The 25855-nt window shown below is 70.8% G+C and carries 28 protein-coding genes; 16 read left to right on the forward strand and 12 right to left on the reverse strand.

Annotated elements, in window-relative coordinates:
- The first annotated feature begins 142 nt into the window (after window positions 1-142).
- The 6 genes from I5Q34_RS05365 (at window position 143) to I5Q34_RS05390 (ending at window position 6328) form a co-directional block, all read left to right on the forward strand.
- The gene (locus I5Q34_RS05365; protein WP_199890985.1) at window positions 143-676 is read left to right on the forward strand and encodes a MarR family winged helix-turn-helix transcriptional regulator; all 534 of its coding nucleotides are present in this window, start codon (window positions 143-145) and stop codon (window positions 674-676) included.
- 48 nt (window positions 677-724) lie between these two features.
- The gene (locus I5Q34_RS05370) at window positions 725-1060 is read left to right on the forward strand and encodes a DUF3817 domain-containing protein (protein WP_199890986.1); all 336 of its coding nucleotides are present in this window, start codon (window positions 725-727) and stop codon (window positions 1058-1060) included.
- Between the two features lie 123 nt (window positions 1061-1183).
- Window positions 1184-2884, forward strand: a complete 1701-nt coding sequence (locus tag I5Q34_RS05375) for a methylmalonyl-CoA mutase (RefSeq protein ID WP_199890987.1) — start codon at window positions 1184-1186, stop codon at window positions 2882-2884.
- A 269-nt stretch (window positions 2885-3153) separates the two neighbouring features.
- Entirely contained in the window at window positions 3154-4299 is a 1146-nt protein-coding gene (locus tag I5Q34_RS05380) for a serine hydrolase (RefSeq protein WP_199890988.1), read from the forward strand.
- A gap of 104 nt (window positions 4300-4403) precedes the next feature.
- On the forward strand, window positions 4404-5402 hold the full coding sequence (locus I5Q34_RS05385) for an alpha/beta fold hydrolase (RefSeq protein WP_199890989.1): 999 nt from the start codon (window positions 4404-4406) through the stop codon (window positions 5400-5402).
- Window positions 5403-5455: 53 nt separating this feature from the next.
- Window positions 5456-6328 (forward strand): SAM-dependent methyltransferase, encoded by an 873-nt coding sequence (locus I5Q34_RS05390; RefSeq protein WP_199890990.1) that lies wholly within the window; start codon window positions 5456-5458, stop codon window positions 6326-6328.
- An 18-nt stretch (window positions 6329-6346) separates the two neighbouring features.
- On the opposite strand, the gene I5Q34_RS05395 is transcribed toward I5Q34_RS05390, so the two are convergent.
- From I5Q34_RS05395 to I5Q34_RS05405, 3 genes are read right to left on the reverse strand one after another with little or no spacing between them, the layout of a single operon-like run.
- Window positions 6347-6772, reverse strand: coding sequence for a hypothetical protein (locus tag I5Q34_RS05395; RefSeq protein WP_199890991.1), 426 nt, complete (start codon window positions 6770-6772; stop codon window positions 6347-6349).
- 37 nt (window positions 6773-6809) lie between these two features.
- The gene (locus I5Q34_RS05400; RefSeq protein WP_199890992.1) at window positions 6810-7193 is read right to left on the reverse strand and encodes a toxin Doc; all 384 of its coding nucleotides are present in this window, start codon (window positions 7191-7193) and stop codon (window positions 6810-6812) included.
- 3 nt (window positions 7194-7196) lie between these two features.
- On the reverse strand, window positions 7197-7448 hold the full coding sequence (locus tag I5Q34_RS05405) for an antitoxin MazE7 (RefSeq protein ID WP_199890993.1): 252 nt from the start codon (window positions 7446-7448) through the stop codon (window positions 7197-7199).
- Between the two features lie 178 nt (window positions 7449-7626).
- On the opposite strand from I5Q34_RS05405, the gene I5Q34_RS05410 reads away from it, so the two are divergent.
- Both I5Q34_RS05410 and I5Q34_RS05415 read left to right on the forward strand, forming a co-directional pair.
- Window positions 7627-8412, forward strand: a complete 786-nt coding sequence (locus I5Q34_RS05410) for a helix-turn-helix transcriptional regulator (RefSeq protein WP_199891317.1) — start codon at window positions 7627-7629, stop codon at window positions 8410-8412.
- Complete coding sequence (locus tag I5Q34_RS05415; RefSeq protein ID WP_199890994.1) at window positions 8409-8612, forward strand: DUF397 domain-containing protein; 204 nt, start codon at window positions 8409-8411, stop codon at window positions 8610-8612. The genes I5Q34_RS05410 and I5Q34_RS05415 overlap by 4 nt, the downstream gene beginning before the upstream one ends.
- A gap of 23 nt (window positions 8613-8635) precedes the next feature.
- Here the strand turns inward: I5Q34_RS05415 and I5Q34_RS05420 are convergent, their stop codons facing one another.
- Window positions 8636-9280, reverse strand: coding sequence for a TetR/AcrR family transcriptional regulator (locus I5Q34_RS05420; RefSeq protein ID WP_199890995.1), 645 nt, complete (start codon window positions 9278-9280; stop codon window positions 8636-8638).
- Window positions 9281-9498: 218 nt separating this feature from the next.
- Between I5Q34_RS05420 and I5Q34_RS05425 the strand changes: the two genes are divergently transcribed.
- The 4 genes from I5Q34_RS05425 to I5Q34_RS05440 all read left to right on the forward strand — a co-directional run bounded on the left by I5Q34_RS05425 (window position 9499) and on the right by I5Q34_RS05440 (window position 13608).
- Window positions 9499-10470, forward strand: a complete 972-nt coding sequence (locus tag I5Q34_RS05425; protein WP_199890996.1) for a tetratricopeptide repeat protein — start codon at window positions 9499-9501, stop codon at window positions 10468-10470.
- Between the two features lie 585 nt (window positions 10471-11055).
- On the forward strand, window positions 11056-11712 hold the full coding sequence (locus I5Q34_RS05430; RefSeq protein WP_199890997.1) for a DUF6230 family protein: 657 nt from the start codon (window positions 11056-11058) through the stop codon (window positions 11710-11712).
- 118 nt (window positions 11713-11830) lie between these two features.
- Window positions 11831-12328 carry a DUF6114 domain-containing protein gene (locus tag I5Q34_RS05435; RefSeq protein WP_199890998.1) on the forward strand — a complete coding sequence of 166 codons (498 nt, stop codon included), beginning with the start codon at window positions 11831-11833 and terminating at the stop codon, window positions 12326-12328.
- Between the two features lie 11 nt (window positions 12329-12339).
- Entirely contained in the window at window positions 12340-13608 is a 1269-nt protein-coding gene (locus I5Q34_RS05440; RefSeq protein ID WP_199890999.1) for a hypothetical protein, read from the forward strand.
- A gap of 84 nt (window positions 13609-13692) precedes the next feature.
- Here the strand turns inward: I5Q34_RS05440 and pyk are convergent, their stop codons facing one another.
- From pyk to pta, 3 genes are all read right to left on the reverse strand, one after another.
- Complete coding sequence (pyk, locus tag I5Q34_RS05445; RefSeq protein WP_199891000.1) at window positions 13693-15120, reverse strand: pyruvate kinase; 1428 nt, start codon at window positions 15118-15120, stop codon at window positions 13693-13695.
- A gap of 96 nt (window positions 15121-15216) precedes the next feature.
- Entirely contained in the window at window positions 15217-16434 is a 1218-nt protein-coding gene (locus tag I5Q34_RS05450; protein ID WP_199891001.1) for an acetate kinase, read from the reverse strand.
- 44 nt (window positions 16435-16478) lie between these two features.
- Window positions 16479-18575 carry a phosphate acetyltransferase gene (pta, locus tag I5Q34_RS05455; protein ID WP_199891002.1) on the reverse strand — a complete coding sequence of 699 codons (2097 nt, stop codon included), beginning with the start codon at window positions 18573-18575 and terminating at the stop codon, window positions 16479-16481.
- 285 nt (window positions 18576-18860) lie between these two features.
- Here pta and I5Q34_RS05460 point away from each other — a divergent pair, with 285 nt between their 5' ends.
- Window positions 18861-19886, forward strand: a complete 1026-nt coding sequence (locus tag I5Q34_RS05460) for an ATP-dependent 6-phosphofructokinase (RefSeq protein WP_199891003.1) — start codon at window positions 18861-18863, stop codon at window positions 19884-19886.
- 84 nt (window positions 19887-19970) lie between these two features.
- Here the strand turns inward: I5Q34_RS05460 and I5Q34_RS05465 are convergent, their stop codons facing one another.
- Both I5Q34_RS05465 and I5Q34_RS05470 read right to left on the reverse strand, forming a co-directional pair.
- A complete protein-coding gene (locus I5Q34_RS05465) occupies window positions 19971-20282 on the reverse strand; it encodes a hypothetical protein (RefSeq protein ID WP_199891004.1) in 312 nt (103 codons plus the stop codon).
- Window positions 20283-20451: 169 nt separating this feature from the next.
- Window positions 20452-21378, reverse strand: a complete 927-nt coding sequence (locus I5Q34_RS05470; RefSeq protein ID WP_199891005.1) for an alpha/beta hydrolase — start codon at window positions 21376-21378, stop codon at window positions 20452-20454.
- A gap of 159 nt (window positions 21379-21537) precedes the next feature.
- On the opposite strand from I5Q34_RS05470, the gene I5Q34_RS05475 reads away from it, so the two are divergent.
- A complete protein-coding gene (locus tag I5Q34_RS05475; protein ID WP_199891006.1) occupies window positions 21538-21978 on the forward strand; it encodes a hypothetical protein in 441 nt (146 codons plus the stop codon).
- A gap of 6 nt (window positions 21979-21984) precedes the next feature.
- Here I5Q34_RS05475 and I5Q34_RS05480 read toward each other — a convergent pair whose 3' ends face one another.
- Entirely contained in the window at window positions 21985-22254 is a 270-nt protein-coding gene (locus tag I5Q34_RS05480) for a DUF6255 family natural product biosynthesis protein (RefSeq protein WP_199891007.1), read from the reverse strand.
- On the reverse strand, window positions 22254-22634 hold the full coding sequence (locus tag I5Q34_RS05485; RefSeq protein WP_199891008.1) for a DUF6415 family natural product biosynthesis protein: 381 nt from the start codon (window positions 22632-22634) through the stop codon (window positions 22254-22256). Before I5Q34_RS05485 ends, I5Q34_RS05480 begins: the two co-directional genes overlap by 1 nt.
- Before the next feature lie 270 nt (window positions 22635-22904).
- Between I5Q34_RS05485 and I5Q34_RS05490 the strand changes: the two genes are divergently transcribed.
- Both I5Q34_RS05490 and I5Q34_RS35725 read left to right on the forward strand, forming a co-directional pair.
- Window positions 22905-23774, forward strand: a complete 870-nt coding sequence (locus tag I5Q34_RS05490) for a helix-turn-helix transcriptional regulator (protein ID WP_199891009.1) — start codon at window positions 22905-22907, stop codon at window positions 23772-23774.
- Window positions 23704-24195, forward strand: coding sequence for a DUF397 domain-containing protein (locus I5Q34_RS35725; protein WP_199891010.1), 492 nt, complete (start codon window positions 23704-23706; stop codon window positions 24193-24195). Before I5Q34_RS05490 ends, I5Q34_RS35725 begins: the two co-directional genes overlap by 71 nt.
- Here I5Q34_RS35725 and I5Q34_RS05500 read toward each other — a convergent pair.
- Window positions 24176-25852: an alkaline phosphatase gene (locus I5Q34_RS05500; RefSeq protein ID WP_374192981.1), complete on the reverse strand. Its 1677-nt coding sequence runs from the start codon at window positions 25850-25852 to the stop codon at window positions 24176-24178. The genes I5Q34_RS35725 and I5Q34_RS05500 overlap by 20 nt on opposite strands.
- Window positions 25853-25855: the final 3 nt, after the last annotated feature.

Genomic DNA, 25855 nt, shown 5'->3' on the forward strand with positions numbered 1-25855 from the left:
GCCCGGAGGGCGGACGGGGTCCGGGGTCTCCCCGGGAAACGGTGAAAGGGCGGGGCCGGGGCGGAAAACCCCCCATGCTCAACCCCGTCCCGATCCCCGAGACAACCCCGACCGCGATATGCCCGGGCGGTACCCTCGTCCCGTGCCCAAGCCCCTCAGCCTCCCCTTCGACCCCATCGCCCGAGCCGACGAGCTGTGGCAGCAGCGCTGGGGCGGCGTGCCCTCCATGGCCGCGATCACCTCGATCATGCGGGCGCAGCAGATCCTGCTCGGGCAGGTGGACGCCGTCGTCAAGCCGTACGGGCTGACCTTCGCCCGCTACGAGGCACTCGTCCTGCTCACCTTCTCCAAGGCCGGCGAGCTCCCGATGTCCAAGATCGGTGAGCGGCTGATGGTGCACCCCACCTCCGTGACCAACACGGTCGACCGCCTGGTCACGGCCGGTCTCGTGGACAAGCGCCCCAACCCCCGCGACGGCCGCGGCACCCTCGCGTCCATCACGGAGAAGGGCCGGGAGGTGGTCGACGCGGCCACCCGCGACCTGATGGCGATGGACTTCGGCCTCGGGACGTACGACGCCGGGCAGTGCGGCGAGATCTTCGACATGCTGCGCCCGCTGCGCATCGCGGCCGGGGACTTCACGGAAGCCGAAGGCGAAGGCGACGGCGAGGCATAGGCGGGGGCAGACAAGATCGCCCCGGAACGTACCGCTACGCTCGGCAGCATGAAAAAAGCCGTGCTGACCCGCTACCGCGTCCTCGCGTACATCACGGGTGTCCTGCTGATCCTCCTGACGTTGGGCATGATCGCCAAGTACGGGCTGGACATGGACGGCGTCTCGGGCCTCGTCCGGGTCGTCGCCATCGCGCACGGCTGGCTGTTCGTCGTGTACCTCGTCCTGGCCTTCGACATGGGCTCGAAGGCCAAGTGGTCGTTCGGGAAGCTCGCCTGGGTCCTGGTCGCGGGCACGATCCCCACCGCCGCGTTCATCGTCGAGCGCAAGGTCTCCCGCGAGCTGGAGCCGCTCTTCGTGGAAGAGGCCGCTCCGGTCAGGGCCTGACCGCTCCGGCAACGCCGCCCCGGACATCCCTTGTGTCCGGGGCGTTCTTGCGCGACCATTTACTAGGACGTCCTAGTAAATTCACGGTCGCGCGGCGCGCGCGGAGAGGCGGACGGCACCACCATGGACGCAGCATCGATCGACGCGGGGCGCACCCGCTGGCAGGCCCGCTTCGACGCGGCCCGCAAGCGCGACGCCGACTTCAGTACGCTCTCGGGCGACCCGGTCGAGCCGCTCTACGGCCCCCGCCCCGGCGACACCTACGAGGGGTTCGAGCGGATCGGCTGGCCCGGCGAGTACCCCTTCACCCGCGGCCTGTACGCGACCGGCTACCGCGGCCGCGCCTGGACCATCCGCCAGTTCGCCGGCTTCGGCAACGCCGAGCAGACCAACGAGCGCTACAAGATGATCCTGGCCAACGGCGGAGGCGGGCTCAGTGTCGCCTTCGACATGCCGACGCTGATGGGACGGGACTCCGACGACCCCCGCTCCCTCGGCGAGGTCGGCCACTGCGGCGTCGCCATCGACTCCGCCGCCGACATGGAGGTCCTCTTCAAGGACATCCCGCTCGGCGACGTCACCACCTCCATGACGATCAGCGGGCCCGCCGTGCCCGTCTTCTGCATGTACCTCGTCGCCGCCGAGCGCCAGGGCGTGGACCCGTCCGTGCTCAACGGCACGCTCCAGACGGACATCTTCAAGGAGTACATCGCGCAGAAGGAGTGGCTCTTCGGCCCCGAGCCCCATCTGCGCCTGATCGGCGACCTGATGGAGCACTGCGCGCGCGACATCCCCGCGTACAAGCCCCTCTCCGTCTCCGGCTACCACATCCGCGAGGCGGGGGCGACGGCCGCGCAGGAGCTGGCGTACACGCTGGCGGACGGCTTCGGTTATGTGGAGCTGGGATTGAGCCGCGGCCTGGACGTCGACACCTTCGCCCCCGGCCTCTCCTTCTTCTTCGACGCGCACGTCGACTTCTTCGAGGAGATCGCCAAGTTCCGCGCCGCGCGCCGGATCTGGGCCCGCTGGATGAAGGAGGTCTACGGGGCGGAGACCGACAAGGCGCAGTGGCTCCGCTTCCACACCCAGACCGCCGGCGTCTCGCTGACCGCCCAGCAGCCGTACAACAACGTCGTCCGCACCGCCGTCGAGGCCCTCGCCGCGGTGCTCGGCGGCACCAACTCCCTGCACACCAACGCCCTCGACGAGACCCTCGCCCTGCCGAGCGAGCAGGCCGCCGAGATCGCGCTGCGCACCCAGCAGGTGCTGATGGAGGAGACCGGCGTCGCCAACGTCGCGGACCCGCTGGGCGGTTCGTGGTACGTCGAGCAGCTCACCGACCGGATCGAGGCCGACGCCGAGAAGATCTTCGAGCGGATAAAGGAGCGCGGGCTCCGGGCGCACCCCGACGGAAAACACCCCATCGGCCCGATCACGTCCGGCATCCTGCGCGGCATCGAGGACGGCTGGTTCACCGGCGAGATCGCCGAGAGCGCCTTCCGCTACCAGCAGGCGCTGGAGAAGGGGGAGAAGCGGGTCGTCGGCGTCAACTGCCACGAGGGCTCGGTCACGGGCGACCTGGAGATCCTGCGGGTCAGCCACGAGGTGGAGCGCGAGCAGGTGCGCATCCTGGCCGGCCGGAAGACGGCTCGTGACGACGCCGCGGTCACGACGGCTCTGAACGGCATGCTCGCCGCCGCCCGCGACGGCTCCAACATGATCGGGCCCATGCTGGACGCGGTGCGCGCCGAGGCCACGCTGGGCGAGATCTGCGACGCGCTCCGGGAGGAGTGGGGGACGTACACGGAGCCGGCCGGCTTCTGAGCGTACGAGCGGCTGCCACGGGCCTGTCCGCTTGCCGGGCGGGCCCGTTGTCGTGCCGCCCCCCGGCCGCAGCAGGTTGTTCAGCGGGCCGTGGTGACGACCACGCGCTCCGGCGGCGGCGGTCGGCCGCTCCCGCGCGCGGTCCACGCCGCCTCGGCCGAGGGGCCGGCCGGTTGGCCGGGCCCCACCGAATATTGAGTCGAACGGCCTGGTCAGGGCACGTAGGGTGACTCGGTCGTCCGACCACAGCGCATGAGGGGGAACAGGCCGTGCAGCACAGCGGATACGTCGAGGAGGGCTACGGCCCGGTCGCGGACGCGTTCGCGCGCAACTTCGCGGAGGCCGGCGAGATCGGTGCCGCCGTCACCGTCTTCGCGGGCGGCCGGAAGGTCGTGGACCTGTGGGGCGGTGTGGCGGACGAGCGCACGGGCCGCGCCTGGGAGGAGCACACGGCCGTGCCCGTGATGTCCGCGTCGAAGGGCATCGTCGGCGTCTGCGCCCACCTCCTCGCCCAGCAGGGCCGTCTCGACCTCGACGCGCCCGTCGCCCGTTACTGGCCGGAGTTCGGGCGCGAGGGCAAGGAGGGGATCACCACCCGGATGATCCTCGGCCACCGGGCGGGCCTTCCGGTGCTCGACGCGACCCCGGCCTTCGAGGAGATCCTCGGCTGGACGGGCGTCGTCCGCGCCCTGGAGGAGCAGAAGCCGCTCTGGGAGCCGGGGACGGCGCACGAGTACCACGGGCACACCATCGGCTGGCTCGTCGGCGAGGTCATCCGGCGGATCGCCGGGCTGACCCCCGGCCGCTTCTTCCGCTCCGCGATCGCCGACGACCTGGGCCTGACCACCTGGATCGGCGTCCCGGAGGCCGAACTCCCGGGCCTGGCCCGGCTTTCCCTCGGCGGCGCGGAGCCGGTGCAGCTGCCGCCGGACTCCCTCTTCGCCCGCATCCTCACCATGAACGGCGAGCTGGTCTTCCCCGGTATCGACGACCCGCGCGGCTGGAACTCCCCGGCCCTGCTCACCGCCGAGATCCCCGGCACGGGCGGCGTCTCCTCGGCGCGCGGCCTGGCCACGACGTACGCGGCGGCGGTCACCGGCGTCGACGGCGGCGAGCGCCTGCTGTCCGCCGGGACCGTGACGGACGCGGTCCGCGTCCAGTCCTCCGGCCCCTCCTGGTCCGGCTTCCCGGACCTGGGCGTCAGCTGGGGCAGCGGCTTCCACCTCGACTCGGGGGACCAGGTCCCGATGCTGGGCCCGCGCAGCTTCGGCCACGACGGCGCCGGCGGCCATCTCGGCTTCGGCGACGACGAGTTCGGCGTCGGCTTCGGCTACGTCGCCAACCGCATGATCGGCGAGGGCGACGAGCGGGCGGTGCGGCTGGTGGCCGCGGTGCGGGAGTGTCTGGGGCGCTGAGGCGCCCCCGGGACCTCTCAGGGGCCCTCTCGGGGAACTCCCGGGGTGCGCAGGCGACTTGGGGGTGACGCCCCGCGCGGTGGCGGCCGGATACACAGGAGGGCATGAACACCCACCACACCGGCGAGACCGTCCGTCACCGCACCGTCCGCACCAACGGCATCGACATGCACATCGCCGAGGCGGGAGAGGGCCCCGCCGTCCTCCTCCTGCACGGCTTCCCCGAACTCTGGTTCTCCTGGCGCCACCAGCTGCCCGCGCTGGCCGCCGCAGGCTTCCACGCCATCGCGCCGGATCTCCGGGGGTACGGGCGCACCGACGCCCCCGCGGACCCCGCGCTCTACACCACGCGCCTGATGACGGCCGACCTGACCGGCCTGCTCGACGCGCTGGGACTCGACACGGCGGCGGTCGTGGGCCACGACCAGGGCGCCGGCATCGCCTGGGCCTGCGCGGAACTGCTCCCCGAGCGGTTCCGCGCCGTGGCCGCCCTCGGGGTGGCGTATTCGGCGCGTTCCCCCATGCCCCCCACGGAGTTGCTGCGGCGGACCTACCCGGGCAAGTTCAACGTGGTGCTCTACTTCCAGCCGCCCGGCGTGGCGGAGGCGGAACTGGAGGCCGACGTGGCCCGCACGCTCCGGCTCACGATGTACGCGCTGTCCGGGGAAGCGCCGCCCGACCTGGTTCCCCGCTGGCTCACCGGGACGCCGGAGGGCTCGGGGTTCCTGACCCCGCTCCCCGATCCCGGGAGGCCGGGCGAGTGGCTCGGCCGGAGGGCGTTCGACCACTACGTCCGCGAGTTCGAGCGCACCGGATTCACGGGTGCGGTCAACCGCTACCGGGCGTTCGACCTCGACTGGGCCGACCTCCCCGAGCTGGGGACGGGCTCCGTCCGCCTGCCCGCCCTGTTCCTCACCGGCGAGCTGGACTCCGCGTACCGGTTCGGCGGTCTGGACGCGATGAGGGCCGCCGTGCCGGGGCTGCGGGAGATCGCCGTGCTGCCCGGCTGCGGCCACTGGACGCAGCAGGAGCGGCCCGCCGAGGTCAACGCGCACCTGATCGCCTTTCTGAAGTCCTGCGCCGGAAGCCGGGATTGGCGATGAGGGATGCTGTCGTGGAGGGTGACGGACTGATTGAATCGTCCCGGGAGGTGCTCATGAGCACGGAACGGCAATGGGACATCGTCTCAGGAGTCGGCATCACGGCGCTGGCGGTCGCGGCCGCCAGAGCCGTCGAGGCGAGCCGCCCCGACGCCGTGGCCAGGGACACGTACGCGGCGCGCTTCGTCGAGGAGGCCCACGCGCCGCTGCCGCTGGCGACGAGCGTCGCCGAGGCGGCCGCCATGGATCCGACGGGGAGCTGGCCGGCCTTCGCCACGTACGCGGGTGTCCGCACCCGTGCCTTCGACGAGCACTTCGAGCGGGCCGTGGAGGCCGGCGTCACCCAGGCCGTGGTACTGGCCTCCGGCCTGGACACCCGGGCGTTCCGCCTGCGCTGGCCGTCCGGCGCGGTCTGCTACGAACTCGACCAACCCCTGGTCCTGGACTTCAAGTTGAACGTCCTGCGCGGGGACGGCGTCACGCCCACCGTCCCCGCGCACCGCCCGGTGGCCGTGGACCTGCGGCACGACTGGGCGGCGGCGCTGGAGGCCGCGGGCTTCGACCGCACCCGCCCGACGGCGTGGCTGGCGGAGGGCCTGCTGCCCTACCTTCCACCGGAGGCGGAGGAGTCCCTGTTCCGCGAGATCCACCGCCTGTCGGCGCCCGGCAGCCTGCTCGCGGTGGAGTACTACACCGACCTGCGGCAGGCGCTGGACAGCGCGGAGGAACGCACCCGGGAGTGGGCCAGGAACCTCGAAATCATGATCCACACGGATCCCCGGCCCACGCCGGGGGAGCGCCTGGGCGGCCTCGGCTGGGAGACGAGGGACGTGCCGGTGACGGAGGCGGCCCGGGAGTACGGGCGGGCGTTGGACGTCCCGGCCCATATCTCGGGCAATGCGGTGTTCGCGTTCGCGCGGCGGGGGTAGTGGCGCGGCGCGCGGCGATCAGGTGCGGCGGGTCCGGAGAAGTTCCGCCATGCCGCCGATGGAGACCGAACCTGTCGTCCCTTCGGACACGGCCTGGTCGGCCAGCCGGTTGAGCCAGGTGTCTTCGCCCGATTCGTCGGCGACGTGGACGCCGGAGAAGTCCCCGGACTTGAGGCGCGCGATCAGCTCCTCTTCGTCCGGGTCGTATGCCTGCGGGGTACGCAGCGCCCACCGGGCCAGGACGCCGGCGATCTCGTCTGCCCCGGCGTGCTCGGCCTCGCGCTCGAACTCGGCGCGCTGCTTCTCGGGCAGTGCCTCGCGGATGGAACGAATGGTGCCCGGGAGTTCGATCCTCCGGCCAAGGACGGTGGTGGTGAAGTATTTCGCCATGCTCGCTCCATAGGTGGGCGACCGGATCTCGTCGATCGAGGAGACCAGGTTCACCTGTGTCGGTGATCCATCGGGCGCAGAGTGACCCGGCCTAGAGCACCGGCACTTGCCACGAGCGGAGACGGCTGGCGATGTCGAATACCGAGAGTCGGAGCGCGCGGATGTCATGGATCAAGTCGCGCCACTGTTCGTAGGGGGCCTGCACGGTTTCCCCGGAGGCGACGATGTAGGCGACGGCCACCCCGTAACCGAAGAACGAGTTGCGGGTGGGCAGCGGTCGTTGGAGGACGATCGTGTCGAGCAGAGCGGCGGCACGCCAGTACGCATCGGGTGCGTCCACGTCCAGGCTCGGAGTGTTCACCCGGTGGCGGGCAATCGCGGCGACGAGTCCGGAATAGTCCTTGATGTCCAGCTCTTTGCCCAGCAGATCCTGCTGTCGGTCGAGGAGCCAGCGGATGTCGATGAGCAACTCCACTGATCACGCTGCCTGGGATGGTGTGCGTGCGGGCCGAAGGGCGTCGTCACTGAAGTCGCGATCGAACGCCTCGGCGAAACCCGGTCGTGCGATGGCGGCGCGGAAGGCGGCCGTCGCGGTGCCGAGCTTCTGCTGGGTCTCCATCTCGACGGCCAGCTGTGCCAGGTAGGCGCGCATGCTCATGCCGGCGTCGGCCGCGAGGGCCTGGAACCGGTCTCTGGTCTGATCGTCGATCTTGACGGTGGTGTCGGCCATGTGGTCAGTATGCGCTCGCGTATGCCGTTCCGAATACCTCAGGCCCGGGTGTTCACCCGTCCGTGCGACGAGGTTTCGGACATGGCTCGTAGGCGGCTTGTGCGCCCTAGCCTCCGTCGGTACCAGCAGAGGTACGAGAGGGTGGGCAGCAGTGGCGAATGGGACGTCTCCGCATCCGATGGCGTGGCGGTTGTGCGGGAACCAGGTCAAGTTGTGGCGGCAGGACGCGGGTGTCAGCCGCGAGCAGCTCGCCGATGAGGCGGGGTACGGGCCGGAGACCATCAGGGCGATGGAGCAGGGGCGGCGTCGGCCGACGCAGCGGTTGCTCGACATCGCGGATGAAATGTGCGGTGCGCGGGGGAAGTTGCGGGCCGCGTCGGCCTACCTGGAACCGGAGCGGTACGGCCCGCGCGTGCGGGAGTTCGTAACGGCCGAGGCCGCGGCGATCGCCGTTCACTCGTACCAGACGCTTCTGATTCCCGGACTGCTCCAGACCGAGGAGTACGCGCGGATCATGATGAGCCTGCACTGTCCTCCGCTGGACAACGACACCGTGGAGCGACGACTGGCCGGTCGGCTGGGCCGACAGGAACTGCTGACGAAGCAGGACGTGATGTTCACGTTCGTGATCTACGAAGCCGCGCTGCGCACGGCGATCGGCGGGCCGGAGGCCATGAAGCGTCAGCTTCGCCATCTGCTCAAGGCCGGGGAGCAGCGCAACATCACGATCCAGGTGCTCCCCGAGGTCCGGGGAATGCACCCCGGCCTCTATGGGCCCTTCGTGCTGCTGGAGATGCCCGAATTCGATTACTGCGCCTTCGAAGAAGGGCAGAACACCAGTGCGTTGTACGCGGAGCCCGAGCAGGTCAGCCTTCTCTTGAGGCGTCACGCCTTGATCCGCGCCGAGGCGCTGGGCGCCGAGGAGTCGGCGGAATTCATCTCCAGAACAGCGGAGCAGCTATGAGCCGTGGCAAGTACCAGTGGTCCAAGTCCAGCTACAGCCAAGGAGACGGGGAATGCGTCGAGGTGGTAGCCGTCGGCGGTGCCGTCCTTGTACGCGACTCCAAACGCGGGGCCCGCGTCCCGCTCTCCATACCCATATCCGCCTGGGCGGACTTCACCACCCGCCCCGGGGGCTGGGGGCTCGCCCCCAGGAAACGGTGAAAGGGCGGGGCGGGGCAAAACCCCTACGCCGAAGGCGAAGCCGCCCCCGCCCCGGACAGGCCGCCGATCAGCAACGCCGTAAACCCCCGCGCCCACTCCCCGTCCACCGGCTCCGCGCTCACCAGCGTCCGGTGGACCACCGCCCCCGCGATCACATCGAAGATCAGGTCCGCCGTGCGGGCGGCCGCGCCCGCGGACTCCTCCGCCGGGAGCTCCCCCCGGGCCTGGGCGCGCGAACGCCCCAGCAGCACCAGCCCCTTCTGCCGCTCCACGATCGCGGAACGGATCCGCTCCCGCAGTGCCTCGTCCCGCGTCGACTCCGCGACGACCGCCATCAGCGCCGTCTTCGTCTCGGGACGGTCGAGCAGTTCGGCGAAGCGGAGCACGACGCCCTCGATGTCGGCCTGGAGGCTGCCCAGGTCCGGGAGTTCGAGGTGTTCGTCGAAGAGGTCGGCGACGGCGTCGACGACGAGGGCGTTCTTGCCCGCCCACCGCCGGTAGAGCGTCGTCTTCGCGACCCCGGCCCGCGCCGCGACGTCGCCCATGGTCAACTTGGACCAGCCGAGTTCCACCAGCGCTGCCCGCGTCGCGTCGAGGATCGCGCGGTCCGCCTCGGCGCTGCGCGGCCGGCCGGGGCGGGGCGAGGGGGACGAGGGCGCGGAAGTCATGACGGCGACCTTACCGCCGAGTAGTCAACCGGGTATGAGGCAGATCACCAAGGGCCCCCTGCCGCCGCCCGTGCCCTTCCAGTTACGCTACGGGTCGTAGCGAAAGACGCGGTGACGCGTCAGCGAGCGACAACCACGGACGCCGAGTGGGGACCCGGCGTTTGCCGATTTCGCTGCGTACTTTTCCGATCGCGCCGCGGAAGGGGGAGGATAGGGCCATGCAGCCACGGAACATGTCCATGAGTGGAGTGGTCGACCTCGCCGCGGTGAAGGCGGCCGGGGAGGCCAAGCAGAAGGCCGAGCAGGCGCGGGCCGAGTCCGCGCGCCGCGGTGGCGCGCCGGCGGCCGGCGCGGGCCGGCTGGTCTTCGACGTAGACGAGACGAATTTTGAAGCGGAAGTCCTCCAGCGCTCCGCCGAGGTGCCCGTCGTCATCCAGTTCTGGGCCGAGTGGTGCGGGCCCTGCAAGCAGCTGATGCCGGTGCTGGAGGGGCTGGCCGCGCAGTACGCGGGCCGGTTCGTCCTGGCCAAGGTGGACATCGACAAGAACCCGCTGCTGATGCAGCAGTTCGGTGTCCAGTCCGTGCCGACGGTCTTCGCCGTGGTGGCCGGGCAGGCGCTGCCGCTGTTCCAGGGCGCGCAGCCGAAGGCGCAGGTGCAGCAGGTGCTGGATCAGCTGGTCCAGGTGTCGGAGGAGCGCTTCGGGATCGTGGGCGCGCCGGTCGAGCCGGGCGACGGGCAGGAGGCGGCCGAGCCCGCCCCGGCGCCCGTGGGTCCGTACGACGCGGCCCTGGGCGCGGCGCACGACGCGCTGGACCAGGGCGACCTGGCCGGCGCGATCCAGGCGTACAAGAACGTGCTGTCCGACGACCCGGGTCACCCGGAGGCGAAGCTGGGCCTGGCCCAGGCGGAGCTGCTCCAGCGGGTCCAGGGCCTGGACGCGCAGCAGGTGCGCAAGGCCGCGGCGGAGGCGCCGGGCGATGTGCGGGCGCAGATCGCGGCGGCCGACCTCGACCTGGTCGGCGGGCACGTGGAGGACGCCTTCGGGCGGCTCATCGACGCGATCCGGCGCACGGCGGGCGACGACCGCGACGCGGCGCGCGTCCGGCTGCTGGAGCTCTTCGAGGTGATCGGGGCGGACGATCCGCGGGTCTCGGCGGCCCGTGCGGCGCTCTCCCGGGCGCTGTTCTGACCCATCGGGTGACCCTCCGGTGACCCATCCGGCACAGGGACCGCGCTATATCAAATCTTTATAAACGCGTTCGCCGTTACGGCGAGTAAGGGAAACCCGGGCATTCGCCCGGGTTTTTCCCGTTGTTCACCGATCCTCGCGGGTGCGGCCCGGCGACGCGGCGTGTCCGGTCCCGGCGGGGCCGGCCCCCGTCGGCCGACCGCCGAATTACTCGCAAGTAATGAACCTCTTGTGCCCCGCTCCGGAATGCACCACGATCGGCGGGACCCGGTCCAGCACCGCGGCCCGGCATCCGGCCGGGGCAAGGGAGTTGGGTCCCCACCGGGCCGGCCGGCGGCTGTCCGCCGGCCGTGGGACAGGGGGGTCCCCGCCGTCAACGGCTGGGCCTGTCCCGGAGGTTGCGCGCAGGCGTGGCCACGTGGTTGTCGCTCGGGGGTGATCGCCGGTGCACCGGTCGCGACTTGGCGTCGGACGCCGTCGCGCGCGTCGGCGTTCGGCTTCCCGAGGACGTAGCACGTCTCCCACCCCGGGCCGGGGGTTGTTCCCAGCCCGTGCCGGGGTGTACGTCCGAGAAGGAGGCAAGTCATGAAGTCCCAGGCACGCGGTGGGACCAGATGGAAGCGCTTCGCCGTCGTCATGGTCCCGAGCGTCGGTGCTGCGGCCGTGGTGACGATGGCCATCGCGCAGGGCGCGCTGGCGGCGTCGTTCAGCGTCTCGGGTCAGCAGTTCCAGATCGAGGCCGGCGAGATGAAGGGCAAGGGCTTCGTCCAGTACGGATCCCTCGACCAGAACAAGCAAGGCGCCCACCCTGTCGTGGTCGTCGGTGTCCATGACGCGACGATCAGCAATCTGTGCCAGTCGGTGTCCGTCCGCGTCCCGCTCCTCAACAAGGACGTGTCGATGAAGCTGCGGGCCGGACAGGGCCCGAACGAAGCAGACAAGGTCAAGGCGGGCAACCTCTACATCGACGCCGATATCCTCAACGCCAACGCCAAGTTCGAGAACATCGACATCGGTGTGCCGGTGGACAACGCCCCCAAGGGCCCGGGTCCGGCCAAGGGTGACCACTACGTTCCCGGTTCCTTCGCCCAGCAGGCCGACAGCGTCGTCTTCACCAACGCTAAACAGCAGGCCTGGGCGACTTCGGCGGGCACCTTCGAACTCAAGGGCCTGAAGATGGACATCAAGTTCGGGAAGAACGAGTGCTTCGACCCGAAGTCCGTGAAGAGGCCGGACGACTGACCCGACGGGCGTGGGGAACGGTGCGATCCGTCCTCCGCGCCCGGACGTCAACTTCCGCCGGGCCAGGCTGCCTTGAGCGCCCGAACCACCTTTTCGTCAGCCCCGAGGAGCTTTACGCATGAGCGCCGACACGCGATCCCTGCCGTCCGGCTCAGGCTCGTTCGGCCGAGCACGCCGTGCCTTCCGCGGATGGCGGGGGAGGCGACCGTTCTGGGGCGGGCTGTGGACCATCCTGGCCGGCGTCCCGATCATGTACATCCCGTACCAGACCATGACCCTCGGCGACCTGCACATCCGCCTGGCCACGACGGCGGGTGCCGGCTCGCTGATCATAGGGGTGCTGCTGATCGTCCTCGGTCTGACCATGTGGTTCCAGCCGCAGTCCAGGGTCTTCGCGGGCGTCGCGACGATCCTGCTCGGGCTGGTCTCGCTGGTCGTCTCGAACTTCGGCGCCTTCATCATCGGGCTCCTGCTGGCGCTCGTCGGCGGCGGGCTGGGCGTCTCCTGGGCACCCGGCAGGCCGGTGGCCGACGGACCGGCCGACGATCCGGGTGCCGACGACGGGCCCTCCGGCGCACCTGCCGCGTCCGGCGGCCCGTCCCTGCTGAAGGAATGAATGGGGCCACCGTGTCCACTGAGTCCACTGACGAAGACCCGGGGGCGAAGACGGGCCCCCGCCACGCCGCGCCGAGAAAGCCGCTGCTGGCCCGGCTGCACATGCCCGCCGGCAAGGCGATCGCCCTCGCGGCGATGCCCACCGCCGTGCTCATGGGCATGGGCTTCACCCCCCAACTCGCCCAGGCGAAGCCGGTGGAGCCGCCGAACCCGTTCGGTGACGCGTTCTGCCTGACGAAGCCGGACGCGTCGCCGTCGCCGTCGCCGGATGCCACCCCCGGCACCCCGTCGCCGAGTCCGGACGCGAGCAGGACCGCTGACGCCGATGACAAGCCCAAGTCGTCCGGGAAGGTGCCGCCTTCGCCGGCGGGCACGCCGTCGCCTTCGCCGTCGCCGAAAGCGAAGCCGAAGTCGACGCCGTCACCGACGCCGTCCCCTACCGAGGACCCGGTCGAGAAGGACCGTGGCAAGCTCCCCGGATCGCTGCCGCTGCCCCTGCCGCCCATGACGGCCTCGCCGTCCCCGACGCCCACGGACACCCCCACCCCCACGCCGACTCCGAGCGCAAAGAGCCCCGAGAGCCCCGAGAGCCCCAAGAGCCCGGCCCCCACCCCGTCCAACGGCGCGCTGAAGAAGGCGCCCCCCTCGCCCACGCCGAAGGCGACGCCCCAGCCGCGCAAGACCCTGGACGTACCGGAGACGCCGGAGGCCACTCCGACCCCGGACGCGTCCGGCAGCGCGTCGCCGTCGCCGTCGGCGACCCCGTCGCCCACGGCCACGGGTGAGAAGACCCCCAAGCCCTGCCCGACCACCAAGGCCGGACCCGACCGGCAACAGGCCGGCTTCGCCAACAACCCCTGGTTCCTGGAGGCCAGCAAGCTCACGCTGCGCGGGCTGACCTACGAGGGGATCAAGGAGATCACCACCATAGGCGGGCAGAAGAAGTCCGTCGTGAAGTTCACGGCCGACGGCCTGGACATCAAGGATCTGCACGCGCTGGTGAACGACCGGGGGAAGGTCTTCCACCAGAGGGGCCCGGGGCCGGAGGTCCCGACGATCAGGGGCGGCAAAGTCACCCTGTACACCGAGGAGTTGAAGGGCAAGCTCCTCGGCATCCCGATGACCGTCAACGCCTCCCACCCCCCGCCCCTCATACCCGGCCTGAAGCTGCCGATCCCCATCAGCTACACGGACGTCAAGATCCGCCAGGCGGGCCAGTACGGCGGGACTCTCACGATCCCGAACATGAAGGTCTACATCACCGACGGGACGTACCCGTAGGGCAGCACAAACGGCCGTGGCCGCCACCCCCGTCGTCGGAACGAGACGGGAGCGGCGGCCACGGCCGCGTCACGCGCGGGCGAACTAGCGGTTCTCGCCGCCCAGGTGGTGCACCCGGACCATGTTCGTCGTGCCGGGGACGCCGGGGGGCGAGCCGGCGGTGATGATCATGGTGTCGCCGTCGCTGTAGCGGTGGAGCTTGAGCAGCTCGGCGTCGACCAGGTCGACCATCGCGTCCGTGTTGTCCACGTGCGGGACGACGAAGGTCTCGACGCCCCAGCTCAGGGCGAGCTGGTTGCGGGTGGCGGCGTCCGTGGTGAAGGCCAGGATCGGCTGGGCCGTGCGGTAGCGGCACAGGCGGCGGGCCGTGTCGCCGGACTTGGTGAACGCGACCAGCGCCTTGCCGCCGAGGAAGTCGGCGATCTCGCAGGCGGCGCGGGCGACGGAGCCGCCCTGGGTGCGCGGCTTCTTGCCCGGGACGAGCGGCTGGAGGCCCTTGGAGAGGAGCTCCTGCTCGGCCGCCTCGACGATGCGGGACATCGTCTTGACGGTCTCGATCGGGTAGGCGCCCACGCTCGACTCGGCGGAGAGCATGACCGCGTCGGCGCCGTCGAGGATGGCGTTGGCGACGTCGGAGGCCTCGGCGCGCGTCGGACGCGAGTTGGTGATCATCGACTCCATCATCTGGGTCGCGACGATCACCGGCTTGGCGTTGCGGCGGCACATCTCGATCAGGCGCTTCTGCACCATCGGGACGCGCTCCAGCGGGTACTCCACCGCCAGGTCGCCACGGGCCACCATCACACCGTCGAAGGCCATGACGACCTCGTGCATGTTCTCGACGGCCTGCGGCTTCTCGACCTTGGCGATCACCGGGACGCGGCGGCCGACCTCGTCCATGACGCGGTGGACGTCCTGGACGTCCTTGGCGTCGCGGACGAAGGACAGGGCGACCATGTCGCAGCCCATCGCGAGCGCGAACTTCAGGTCCTCGACGTCCTTCTCGGACAGGGCCGGGACGTTGACCGCCGCGCCGGGCAGGTTGATGCCCTTGTGGTCGGAGATGACGCCGCCCTCGATGACGATCGTCCTGACCCGCGGGCCGTCGACCTCCGTCACGCGCAGCTCGACGTTGCCGTCGTTGATCAGGATCTGGTCGCCCTTGGAGACATCGCCCGGCAGACCCTTGTAGGTCGTGCCGCAGATGGTCTTGTCGCCGGGGACGTCCTCGGCCGTGATGGTGAACTCGTCGCCGCGCACCAGCTCCACCGGGCCGTCCGCGAAGGTCTCCAGGCGGATCTTCGGGCCCTGGAGGTCGGCCAGGACGCCGATCGCGCGCCCGGTCTCGTCCGCGGCCTTGCGGAGGCGGTGGTACCGCTCCTCGTGCTCCGAGTGGGAGCCGTGGCTCATGTTGAAGCGGGCCACGTTCATGCCGGCCTCGATCAGCGTCTTCAGCTTCTCGTAGGAGTCGACGGCAGGGCCCAGGGTGCAGACGATTTTGGAACGGCGCATGGGGCAGATCCTATCGGTTTGTTTCGGAGCGGAATATTCGAGCTGTGGGAAAGGACAGGGGCGGAACCCCGGATTCCACCGGGATCCCACTGGGATTCAGGCGCTGACCAGGGCGTATGCCTGGGTGGCGATCTCCAGCTCCTCGTCGGTCGGGACGACCGCGACGGCGACCCGGGCGTACTCGGGGGAGACCAGCCGCGCCGAGTCGCCCCGCTGCGCGTTGAGCTCCGCGTCCACGGCCAGGCCCAGCTCCTCCAGGCCGGCCACGGCGGCCTCGCGGACGGGCGCCGCGTTCTCGCCCACGCCCGCCGTGAAGGCGATCGCGTCCACCTTGCCCAGCACGGCGTAGTAGGCGCCGATGTACTTCTTCAGCCGGTGCACGTACACGTCGAAGGCGAGCTTCGCCTGCTCGTCGCCCTCGTCGATGCGCCGGCGGATCTCGCGCATGTCGTTGTCGCCGCACAGTCCGATCAGACCGCTCTTCTTGTTGAGGAGCGAGTCGATCTCGTCGGTCGACATCCCGGCGTTGCGGGCCAGGTGGAAGATGACCGCCGGGTCGATGTCACCGGAACGGGTGCCCATGACCAGGCCCTCCAGCGGGGTCAGGCCCATGGAGGTGTCCACGCAGCGGCCGCCGGCGACGGCGGACGCGGAGGCGCCGTTGCCCAGGTGCAGGACGATCACGTTGACCTCGGACGGGTCCTTGCCCAGCAGCTTCGCGGTCTCGCGGGAGACGAAGGCGTGCGAGGTGCCGTGGAAGCCGTAGCGGCGGATCATGTGCGCGTCGGCGGTCGCGGTGTCGATCGCGTAGCGCGCGGCGTGCTCCGGCATCGTCGTGTGGAAGGCGGTGTCGAAGACCGCGACCTGCGGCAGGTCGGGGCGCAGCGCCTGGGCGGTGCGGATGCCGGTGATGTTGGCCGGGTTGTGCAGCGGGGCCACCGGGATCAGGCGCTCGATCTCGGCCAGCACCTCGTCGGTGATCAGCGTCGGCTCGGTGAACTCGCTGCCGCCGTGCACGACGCGGTGGCCGATCGCGGCCAGCTCGGGGGAGTCCAGGCCGAGCCCGTCCGCGGCCAGCTCGTCGGCGACGGCCTTGAGCGCGGCGGCGTGGTCGCCGATGCGCTCCGTGATCTCGCGCTTGGCACCGCCGCTGGCCAGCGGGGTGTGGACCAGGCGCGAGGTGTCCTCGCCGATGCGCTCGACCAGGCCGACGGCCAGGCGGGCGCCGTCCGCCATGTCGAGCAGCTGGTACTTGACCGAGGACGAGCCGGAGTTGAGGACGAGGACGCGGGTCGCGTTGGCGTTGGCAGTCATGGAACTTTCCGTGGTGGGGGGAAGGTCGGGGGACATGGCGGGCATCACGGCTCGACGCGGTCGCCGCGCTGCTCGCCCTGCGCCTGGATGGCGGTGATCGCGACGGTGTTGACGATGTCCTGCACCAGCGCGCCGCGCGACAGGTCGTTGACCGGCTTGCGCAGACCCTGCAGGACCGGGCCGACCGCGACCGCGCCGGCCGAGCGCTGCACGGCCTTGTAGGTGTTGTTGCCCGTGTTGAGGTCGGGGAAGACCAGGACGGTGGCCTTGCCGGCGACCTCGGAGCCCGGGAGCTTGGTGGCGGCGACGGCCGCGTCCACGGCGGCGTCGTACTGGATCGGGCCCTCGACCAGGAGGTCGGGACGGCGCTCGCGGACGAGCTCGGTGGCCCGGCGGACCTTGTCCACGTCCGCGCCGGAGCCGGAGGTGCCGGTGGAGTACGACAGCATCGCGATCCGCGGCTCGACGCCGAACTGGGTGGCGGTGGCGGCGGACTGGATGGCGATGTCCGCGAGCTGCTCGGCGTTGGGGTCCGGGTTGACCGCGCAGTCGCCGTAGACGAGCACCCGGTCGGCCAGGCACATGAAGAAGACCGAGGAGACGATCTGGGCGCCCGGCGCGGTCTTGATGATCTCGAAGGCGGGGCGGATGGTGGCCGCGGTGGAGTGCACCGCGCCGGAGACCATGCCGTCGGCCAGGCCCTCCTGGACCATCAGCGTGCCGAAGTAGGAGACGTCGGCGACGACGTCGTGCGCCAGCTCCACGGTCATGCCCTTGTGGGCCCGGGCCTTGGCGTAGATCTCGGCGAAGCGCTCGCGCAGCGGCGACTTCTGCGGGTCGATCAGCTGGGCCTCGCCCAGGTCGATGCCGAGCTCGCCGGCCCGCTTGCGGATCGCGTCCTCCTCGCCGAGCAGCGTGAGGTCGCAGACGTCGCGGCGCAGCAGCACGTCGGCGGCGCGCAGCACGCGCTCCTCGGTGCCCTCGGGCAGGACGACGCGGCGGCGGGCGGAGCGGGAGCGCTCGATGAGCTCGTGCTCGAACATCATCGGGGTGACGCGGCTGGAGCGGGCGACGGAGATCCGGCCGGCCAGCTCGCTGGTGTTCACGTGGCGCTCGAAGAGGCCGAGGGCGGTCTCGGCCTTGCGCGGCGAGGAGCCGTCGAGCTTGCCCTCGATGGCGAACAGCTCGGCCGCGGTCGGGAAGGAGCCGCCGGGCACGGAGATCACCGGGGTGCCCGGGGCGAGGCGGTTGGCCAGCGCCAGGATGTCCTGGCCGGGGCGCTCGTCGAGGGTGAGCAGCACGCCGGCGATGGGCGGGGCGCCGGCGCTGTGCGCGGCGAGCGCGCCGACGATCAGGTCCACGCGGTCGCCGGGGGTCACCACCAGGCAGCCCTCGGTCAGGGCGGGGAGGAAGACGGGGAGCATGGCGCCGCCGAAGACGAAGTCCTTGGCGTCGCGGTCCAGGCCCGCCTCGTCGCCGAGCAGCACGTAGGCGCCCAGCTTGCGGACGATCTGCGCCACGGTCGGGGCGGAGAGGGACGCCTCCTCGGGCAGCGCGTAGCAGGGCACCGGCAGGCCGGCGGTCAGGCCCTCGGCGACCGCCTCGCGGTCGGCGGGCGCCACGCGGTTGACGACCAGGGCGACGACGTCGCAGCCCAGCGCCTCGTAGGCGCGGTAGGCGTTGCGCGCCTCGGCGCGGACGGACTCGGCCTGCTGGCCCTGGGCGCCGACCACGGTGATCACGGAGGCGCCGAACTCGTTGGCCAGGCGGGCGTTGAGGGCGAGCTCCTCCGGCAGGTTGCTGCCGATGAAGTCGGTGCCGAGGACGAGGACGTACTCGTACTCGCGGGCGACGGCGTGGAAGCGCTCGACGATGCGGGAGACCAGCTCGTCCGCGCCCTTCTCGGCCTGGAGGGCGGCGGCCTCGCCGTACGTGAGGCCGTACACGCTTTCGGGTGACTGTTCCAGCCGGTAGCGCGTCCGCAGGAGGTCGAAGAGCCGGTCCGGCCCGTCGCCGTGGACGAGCGGGCGGAAGATCCCCACCCGGTCCACCTGGCGGGTCAGGAGCTCCATGACTCCCAGCTCGATGACCTGGCGTCCGTCGCCGCGATCGGTCCCGGTCACGTACACGCTGCGCGTCACGCGTGCTCTCCTTGCTCCATGCCGTGGGGTAGCCGTTGGGTGTTACAGCCGTGGGGTGTTACGGGCGTTGCAGGCCGTTCTTCTGTTCTTCGCCCGGCCTGTGAAAATACCCGTTAGGGTGGTCTTGCCCTCTTGACAATACCTGCGACCCTGGATAAGGCGCGCGTCAGGCGGGCCACGGTGGACGGTGACTGCACCACCGCAGCGCCACGGCAGCACCGCCGGGCCCATGGAACAATCGGGTCCGGCTCACAGGTACCAGTAGCGAGCAGGAGACACAGCACGATGCGCATCGGAGTCCTCACCGCGGGCGGCGACTGCCCCGGCCTGAACGCCGTCATCCGCTCAGTGGTGCACCGTGCCATCGCGGAACACGGTGACGAGGTCATCGGCTTCGAGGACGGCTTCAAGGGCCTGCTCGACGGCCGCTTCCGCAAGCTCGACCTCGACGCGGTCAGCGGCATCCTGGCCCGCGGCGGCACCATCCTCGGCTCGGCCCGCCTGGAGCGCGCCCGGCTGCGCGAGGCGTGCGAGAACGCCAAGGACTTCTCCCGCGAGCACGGCATCGACGTCCTCATCCCGATCGGCGGCGAGGGCACCCTGACCGCCGCGCGGATGCTCTCCGACGCGGGCCTGCCCGTCGTCGGCGTTCCCAAGACGATCGACAACGACATCTCCTCCACGGACCGCACCTTCGGCTTCGACACCGCCGTCGGCGTCGCCACCGAGGCCATCGACCGCCTCAAGACCACCGCCGAGTCGCACCAGCGCGTCATGGTCGTCGAGGTCATGGGCCGCCACGCCGGCTGGATCGCCCTGGAGTCCGGCATGGCCGGCGGCGCCCACGGCATCTGCCTGCCCGAGCGCGCCTTCGACCCGGCCGACCTGGTCAAGATGGTGGAGGAGCGCTTCGCCCGCGGCAAGAAGTTCGCCGTCATCTGCGTCGCCGAGGGCGCGCACCCGGCCGACGGCACCATGGACTACGCCAAGGGCGCCATAGACCAGTTCGGCCACGAGCGCTTCGCCGGCATCGGCACCAAGCTCGCCACCGAGCTGGAGCGCCGCCTCGGCAAGGAGGCCCGCCCGGTCATCCTCGGCCACGTCCAGCGCGGCGGCACGCCCACCGCGTACGACCGCGTCCTCGCCACGCGCTTCGGCTGGCACGCCGTCGAGGCCGCGCACCGCGGCGAGTTCGGCAAGATGACCGCGCTGCGCGGCACCGACATCGAGATGGTCCCGCTCGCGGACGCGATCACCGAGCTGAAGCGGGTGCCGGAGGACCGGATGGACGAGGCGGAGTCGGTCTTCTGACCTCAGGCCGATCATGGATCAGCCCGGGTCCGCTGCCATTTGGCAGGGGCCCGGGCTGATCTTTACGGGATTTCGGGGAGTTGATCAGTTGGTGTCGGGGTTCCGGCCGACGAGGTTGGTGAGAAGCTCGATGATCTGCGCCTGGTTGCGCTCCGTCTGCTGTTGATTGTGATCGATCTTCTCGCTCAGCCCCTGGAGCTCTTCGGGCACAGGGGCCAGTCTCTTGAGCTCCTCACCCAGGTAGGCCACCTTCTGATCAAGGTTGCCGACCTGGAGCCGCAGGGCGGTGAGATCCGACTTGACGATCCCGAACTCGCGATCCGTTCTCTCCTGCGCTTCTTCGAAGCGGCGGGTGAGAGCGGCGAGCGCGCTCTGCGCGATGGGGTCCTCAGGCACGTGGCGCTCCTGCTGGATCAGGAAGGGGGATGGGTATCAGAAGTCCCACGATAAGCCTTGCTGGAGAAAGCCGGCCCTCGGTGATCAGTAACGATCATCTTGCGCCTGCACAGGACGGAAGACCTGTGGCCGAGGGCCGGCGGATGACCGCACGCTGTCGGCAGGCCGCTCAGGCCAGCCGCGCCGCCAGCTCCGCGAACAGCTCCGCCGTCGCGGCGTCCGACGCCGCCGAGTGGTCGAACAGGCTGAGGAAGCCGTGGACAAGGCCGTCGTACGTGCGGTGGAAGACGTCCGCCCCGGCGTCGGCCAGGGCCTTCGCGTACGCGCGGCCCTCGTCCCGCAGCGGGTCGTACTGCGCGGTGCCGACGACGGCCGGGGCGACGCCGGTGAAGTCCGGCGCGCGGAGCGGGGAGATCCGCCAGGAGCGCAGGGTGCCGGGATCGCCGCCCGTGTAGGCCCGTTCGAGCTCGCTCATCGCGTCCGTGGTGAGGAGATAGCCCTCGCCGTTCCCGGTGCGGGACGGGTGGTCGCCGACGCCGTCCGTCGGAGGGTAGGCCAGCAACTGGGCGTCCAGCGGCCGCTGTTCGTCGCGGAAGACGAGGGCGGTCACGGCGGCCAGATTCGCGCCCGCGCTGTCGCCCGCGACGGCCAGCCGGCCGCCCCCGTACGCGCCGGGGTGACCGGCCACATGACGGGCGGCGGCCAGGCAGTCGTCGAGCGGCGCCGGGTACGGGTGCTCCGGCGCCCGCCGGTAGTGGACGGCGACGACGACGGCCCGCACGTCGCGGCACAGGCGGCGCGTGATCTGGTCGTGCGAGTCCAGGTCCCCGGCCACCCAGCCGCCGCCGTGGAAGAACACCACCGTCGGGACGGGACCGCTCGTCCCGCCCGGCCGGTAGACGCGTACGGGGATCTCCCCGGCCGGGCCGGGCAGTACGCCGTCCTCCACGGCGCCGACCTCGATCGGCTCGACGGCCGGGACCCGGGCCCAGCTCTGTTTCCGCAGCTCCTCGACGCGCGCGAAGTCGTCGAGGCGCAACGGCGGCAGGGCGCCGATCTGCGCGATCTGGGCGGCGATGGCCGGTTCCACGGGCATGCGGGACTCCTCCGGAGGTGTGACGACGACGGTTGCCCCTGGGAGGAGGTCACTCCGGAGTCTGACGGCAAGACCATGCCTCGGAGTGACCCGGGACGGCGCGAGGGCCCGAATACTGGAATTGGCCGTTCCTCTCGCCCCTCCCGGAAAGCCCCTCCCATGAAGACCAAGATAGTCATCGGCGCCGTCGCGGCGGCCGCCGTCGTCGCCACCGCCGCGGCCGCCGTCCCGGCCGCCAAGGACTGGTACGAGAGCCGTCACGACCAGTCGTCCCGCTACGCGACGGGCGCCGAGGCCAAGGCCGACCGCGCCTCGGTGCCGCGCTGGCTGCCGGACGAGGCGGCGGACGTCCGTTACGCGATGAAGACGACGGGCGGTGAGCGTCTGCTCCGGGCCACGCTGGCCGACGGCAAGCTCCCGTCGGGCTGCGAGCCGCTCTCCGGCGGCGCGTCGAAGCGGCCGGCGCTGTCGGCGTCGTGGTTCCCCAACGACGCGTCCGCCAGGGCCCGTTGCGGGCTCTACTATGCCGTGACGGACGGCAGCACGCTCTACGCGTGGCAGGACAACGAGGACTGGGTCGCGGACAACAAGTCGCGCTGACCGATGTCAGGCCGCCCGCCAGAAGGCCGCCGCACCGAACCCCCAGCGGCTGAGGTGCCGCACGGTGCGCGAGACGACGATCGCGGCGGCGCGGTCGGCGCGGGCGAGGTCCTCGGGGGACGGCGTGACGGCGGACGGCAACTCCCGCGGGCGCAGAGCGCCGTAGTCCGTGAAGCGGCGGGTCCCGCACGTCCGGCAGCGTTGCTCGCCGCCGATTTCGTCCCAGCCGGAGAGGTGCCGGCAGTGCGGCATGAGACGGCCCACGGTGCTGCGCATCAGCTGTTCTCCTTCGTCAACGTCCGCTGGAAGTGGAGGAGTTCCTCGGCGGCCCGGCCGAGGCTCCGGGCGAAGGTGATCGCCGACCCGTAGCCACCGCTGTAGCCGGGCCCGAGCCCGAGACGGTGCCGGGCCTCCCGCGTGGCGGCGAGGACGTCCGGGCGTACGCCGGCGGAGTTCTCCAGCTCGGCCGCCGCCGCTTCGATGTAGACGCGGAGCCGGTCGGTGAGCACGTGGACCCGGTCGAGCGTCGGAAACTGCCGGTGGGCGGCGGTGGCTTCGCGGATCACGGTGTCGATGGCGGGGAACGGGGGTGCGCTCCGCGCGGGGGCGGGGGTGATCCCGCCGCCGGTGTTGCCGGTGCAGGGGAAGACGGGCATGGGGGGCTCCTTCATGGCGACGGGGAGTCCGTCGTCGTGGCCGAACAACGCTCCCGCAGCGGCTACGCCCCTGGCAACCGCAATAGCCGAGGCCATTCAGATTGACATATGCCGGATACCCGGCATCGATCTGTAGCAGGGTCATAGGCGCTGGAAAACTGCCAACATGGTCGCCCTGAAAGGCAACAGGGCGTTGTCGGGAACCAACAGGCATGCACCGACGGGGTACAGAGGCACGCCGATGGGGAACAGCACCAGGAGGGCTCAAGAGTGGCAGCACGACGCGGTCCGACGTTCCGCAGGCGGGAACTCGGCAAGGAACTGAGGCGGCTGCGGGAGAAGTACGGGATCACCCTGCGGGACGCCGCCGCGCACATCGAGAGCTCCGAGACGAAGCTCAACCGGGTCGAGACCGGTCACAACCAGCTGCCGCGCGTACGGGACATGACGGACCTGCTCGACCTGTACAAGGTCACCGATCACGTCGACCGCGAGAACATGCTGATGCTCCACCGTGACTCGCTCAGCAAGGACTGGTACCGGCCGTACCGGAACGTGATGCCCTCGGGCACGCCGATGTACGTGGGGCTGGAGGCCGAGGCGTGCACGATGCGGGCCTGGCACTCCCGGGTGGTCTTCGGCCTGCTGCAGACGGAGGCTTATGCCCATGCCCTGTTCATGTCCGCGAAGCATGTGGAGGAGAGGACAAGTGAGTTCGTCGAGGAATCGGTGGCGCTCCGAATGGCCCGGAAGAGCATCCTCACCGGCGAGGACCCCGTCGAACTACGAGTGATCCTGGACGAGGCCGCGCTGCGCCGCGTGGTCGGTGGACCGGGCGTCATGCGTGAGCAGTACGCGGAGATCGAGCGGATGGCGGGGCTCGACCATGTGACCGTGCAGATCATTCCGCTGTCCCACGACACATTCCGGGACGATGCGAACTTCGTCCTGCTGGACTTCGACTGCGACCTCGATCCCGTGGTCATGGAAGAAGAGACCTACGTCCTGACGGTGACCGACAAGGTCCGTGAAGTTCGCAGGTACGGGCGGAAGTTCGAAGCGATGCGCGATGGTGCTCTGGCTCCGGCCGCGACGCCCGGGTTTTTGCAGCGACTGGCCAGAGAGGTCGACGATCATTAACACTCAACTGACAGCTCTCGAAATAGCCGACGAGGCCGTCTGGTTCAAGTCCTCCTACAGCGGCCAGAACAACGGTGGTGCCTGCGTCTCTGTCGCGGCGCTCCCGGAACGGATCGGCGTCCGCGATGCCAAGCGCCGCAACGGTCCTGCGTTTCTGATACCCAGGCTCGCCTGGACCTCGTTCGTTGGCGACGTCCGGGCGGGTCGGCTCGATGGGGCGGCCTGGTCCTGGTCCTCTTACAGCAACGCAGGCCAGAACTGTGTCGAGGCCGTGCGCATGCCGGCCGGTCCGGGGCTGGTCGGCATACGCGATTCCAAGCGGCGGAACGGCCCCGCGTTCCTCGTACCCGACCCCGCCTGGGGCGCGTTCGTCCACGCGCTCCGGGCGGGGCCGCGCGCTCTTACCCCGGCACCCGCGTGAAGCCGGGGGCGCCCGCCGCCGACACGAAGACGGCATCCGTCGCGACGGGCGCGCCCGGCCGCGTCGCGTACGGGATCGTGCGGAAGTCCGCCCGTACCTGCTCGGGCGTCAAGGTGACGACGACGTAACCACGGCGTTCCTCGTAGTACTTCATGTGGGGGTTGACGGCGAGCGCGTTCTCCCAGTCGTCGGGTTTTTCGACGCCGTCGAAGCCGCTGGAGACCGACGTGCCGACGATCTCGACGCCGAGCGTCCGGGACGCCGGGTCGTCGAAGTCCTCCTTGATGTCCATCGCGTAGTGGACGTGGACGTCGCCGGAGAGGACGACCAGGTTGGCGATCCCGGCGTCCCGGGCACCGTGCAGGACGCGCTGCCGCGAGGCCGGGTACCCGTCCCAGGCGTCCATGGAGACGCGCGAGCGCCCCGTGTTGGCCTTGCGCCGGCAGAAGGCGACCTGCTGGACGAGGACGTTCCACGTGGCGTCCGACCGGCGGAAGCCGTCGAGGAGCCAGCTCTCCTGCTCGGCGCCGGTGATGGTGCGGGCCGGGTCCTCGGACTCGGGCCCGGGGTACTTCCAGCCGTCGCCGTACGCCTGGTCGGAGCGGTACTGCCGGGTGTCGAGGATGTCGAACTGTGCGAGCCCGCCGTGCTGGAAGCGCCGGTAGAACGGCAGGTCGGGGCCGGAGGGGCGGCGGCCGGCGCGCAGCGGCATGTTCTCCCAGTAGGCGCGGTACGCGGCCGCGCGCCGCAGGAGGAACTCGTCGGTGGGGAGGTTGTTCTGCGAGACGGCCGCCGCGTAGTTGTTCTCCACCTCGTGGTCGTCCCAGGTGACGTACCAGGGGTGGGCGGCGTGGGCGGCCTGCAGGTCGGGGTCGGACTTGCCGAGGGCGTAGCGCAGCCGGTACTGGTCGAGCGTGGTCAGCCAGTGGTCGAACACTTCCGGGAGCTGCCGGTCGCCGGTGTAACCGCGGGCTCCGGCCTGGGCGTTGATCTCGTTCTCGTAGATGTAGTCCCCGAGGAAGAGGACGGCGTCGAGGTCCTCCTCGGCGAGGTGGGCGAGGGCGGTGTAGTAGCCCTCGTCGTACTGCTGGCAGGAGGCCAGGCCGACGCGGGCCCGCGCGGGCGAGGCGGTGGGGGCCGGGGTGGTGCGGGTGCGTCCGGTGGGACTGATCCAGGGGCCGGTGCGGAAGCGGTACCAGTAGGTCCGGGCGGGGGCGAGGCCGGTGACGTCCACGTGGACGCTGTAGTCGTCGTCCGCGTGGGCCAGGAACTCCCCGCGCCGCGCGACGTCCCGGAAGCGTTCGTCGTGGGCGAGCTCCCACTGGACGGTCAGGCATCCGCCCGGCGGCAGCCCGCTGCCCGGCTCGAAGGGCCGGGGGGCGAGTCTCGTCCAGAGGACGACCCCGTCGGGGAGGGCGTCGCCCGAGGCGACGCCGAGAGTGAACGGGTCCTCGTTCAGCGAAGGTTGACGTGCGTCACGCGTCATACGGCCCACCTCTTCCGTCCCGGAGCGCGGCGAGTCGAGGCTACTGCGGTGGGTGCGGCGGGAGGAGGGTTCGGTGATGAACTCGGCGTCCGATGGCTTCAGTTGTGCCGTACGGCCCCGGGGGTGGCCGGGTGGGTGGCGCCTCGTTGTCCTCGGCGCGCAGGGCCCCATTGG

This window comes from Streptomyces sp. AV19, from assembly GCF_015999245.1.
Taxonomy (GTDB): Bacteria; Actinomycetota; Actinomycetes; order Streptomycetales; family Streptomycetaceae; genus Streptomyces.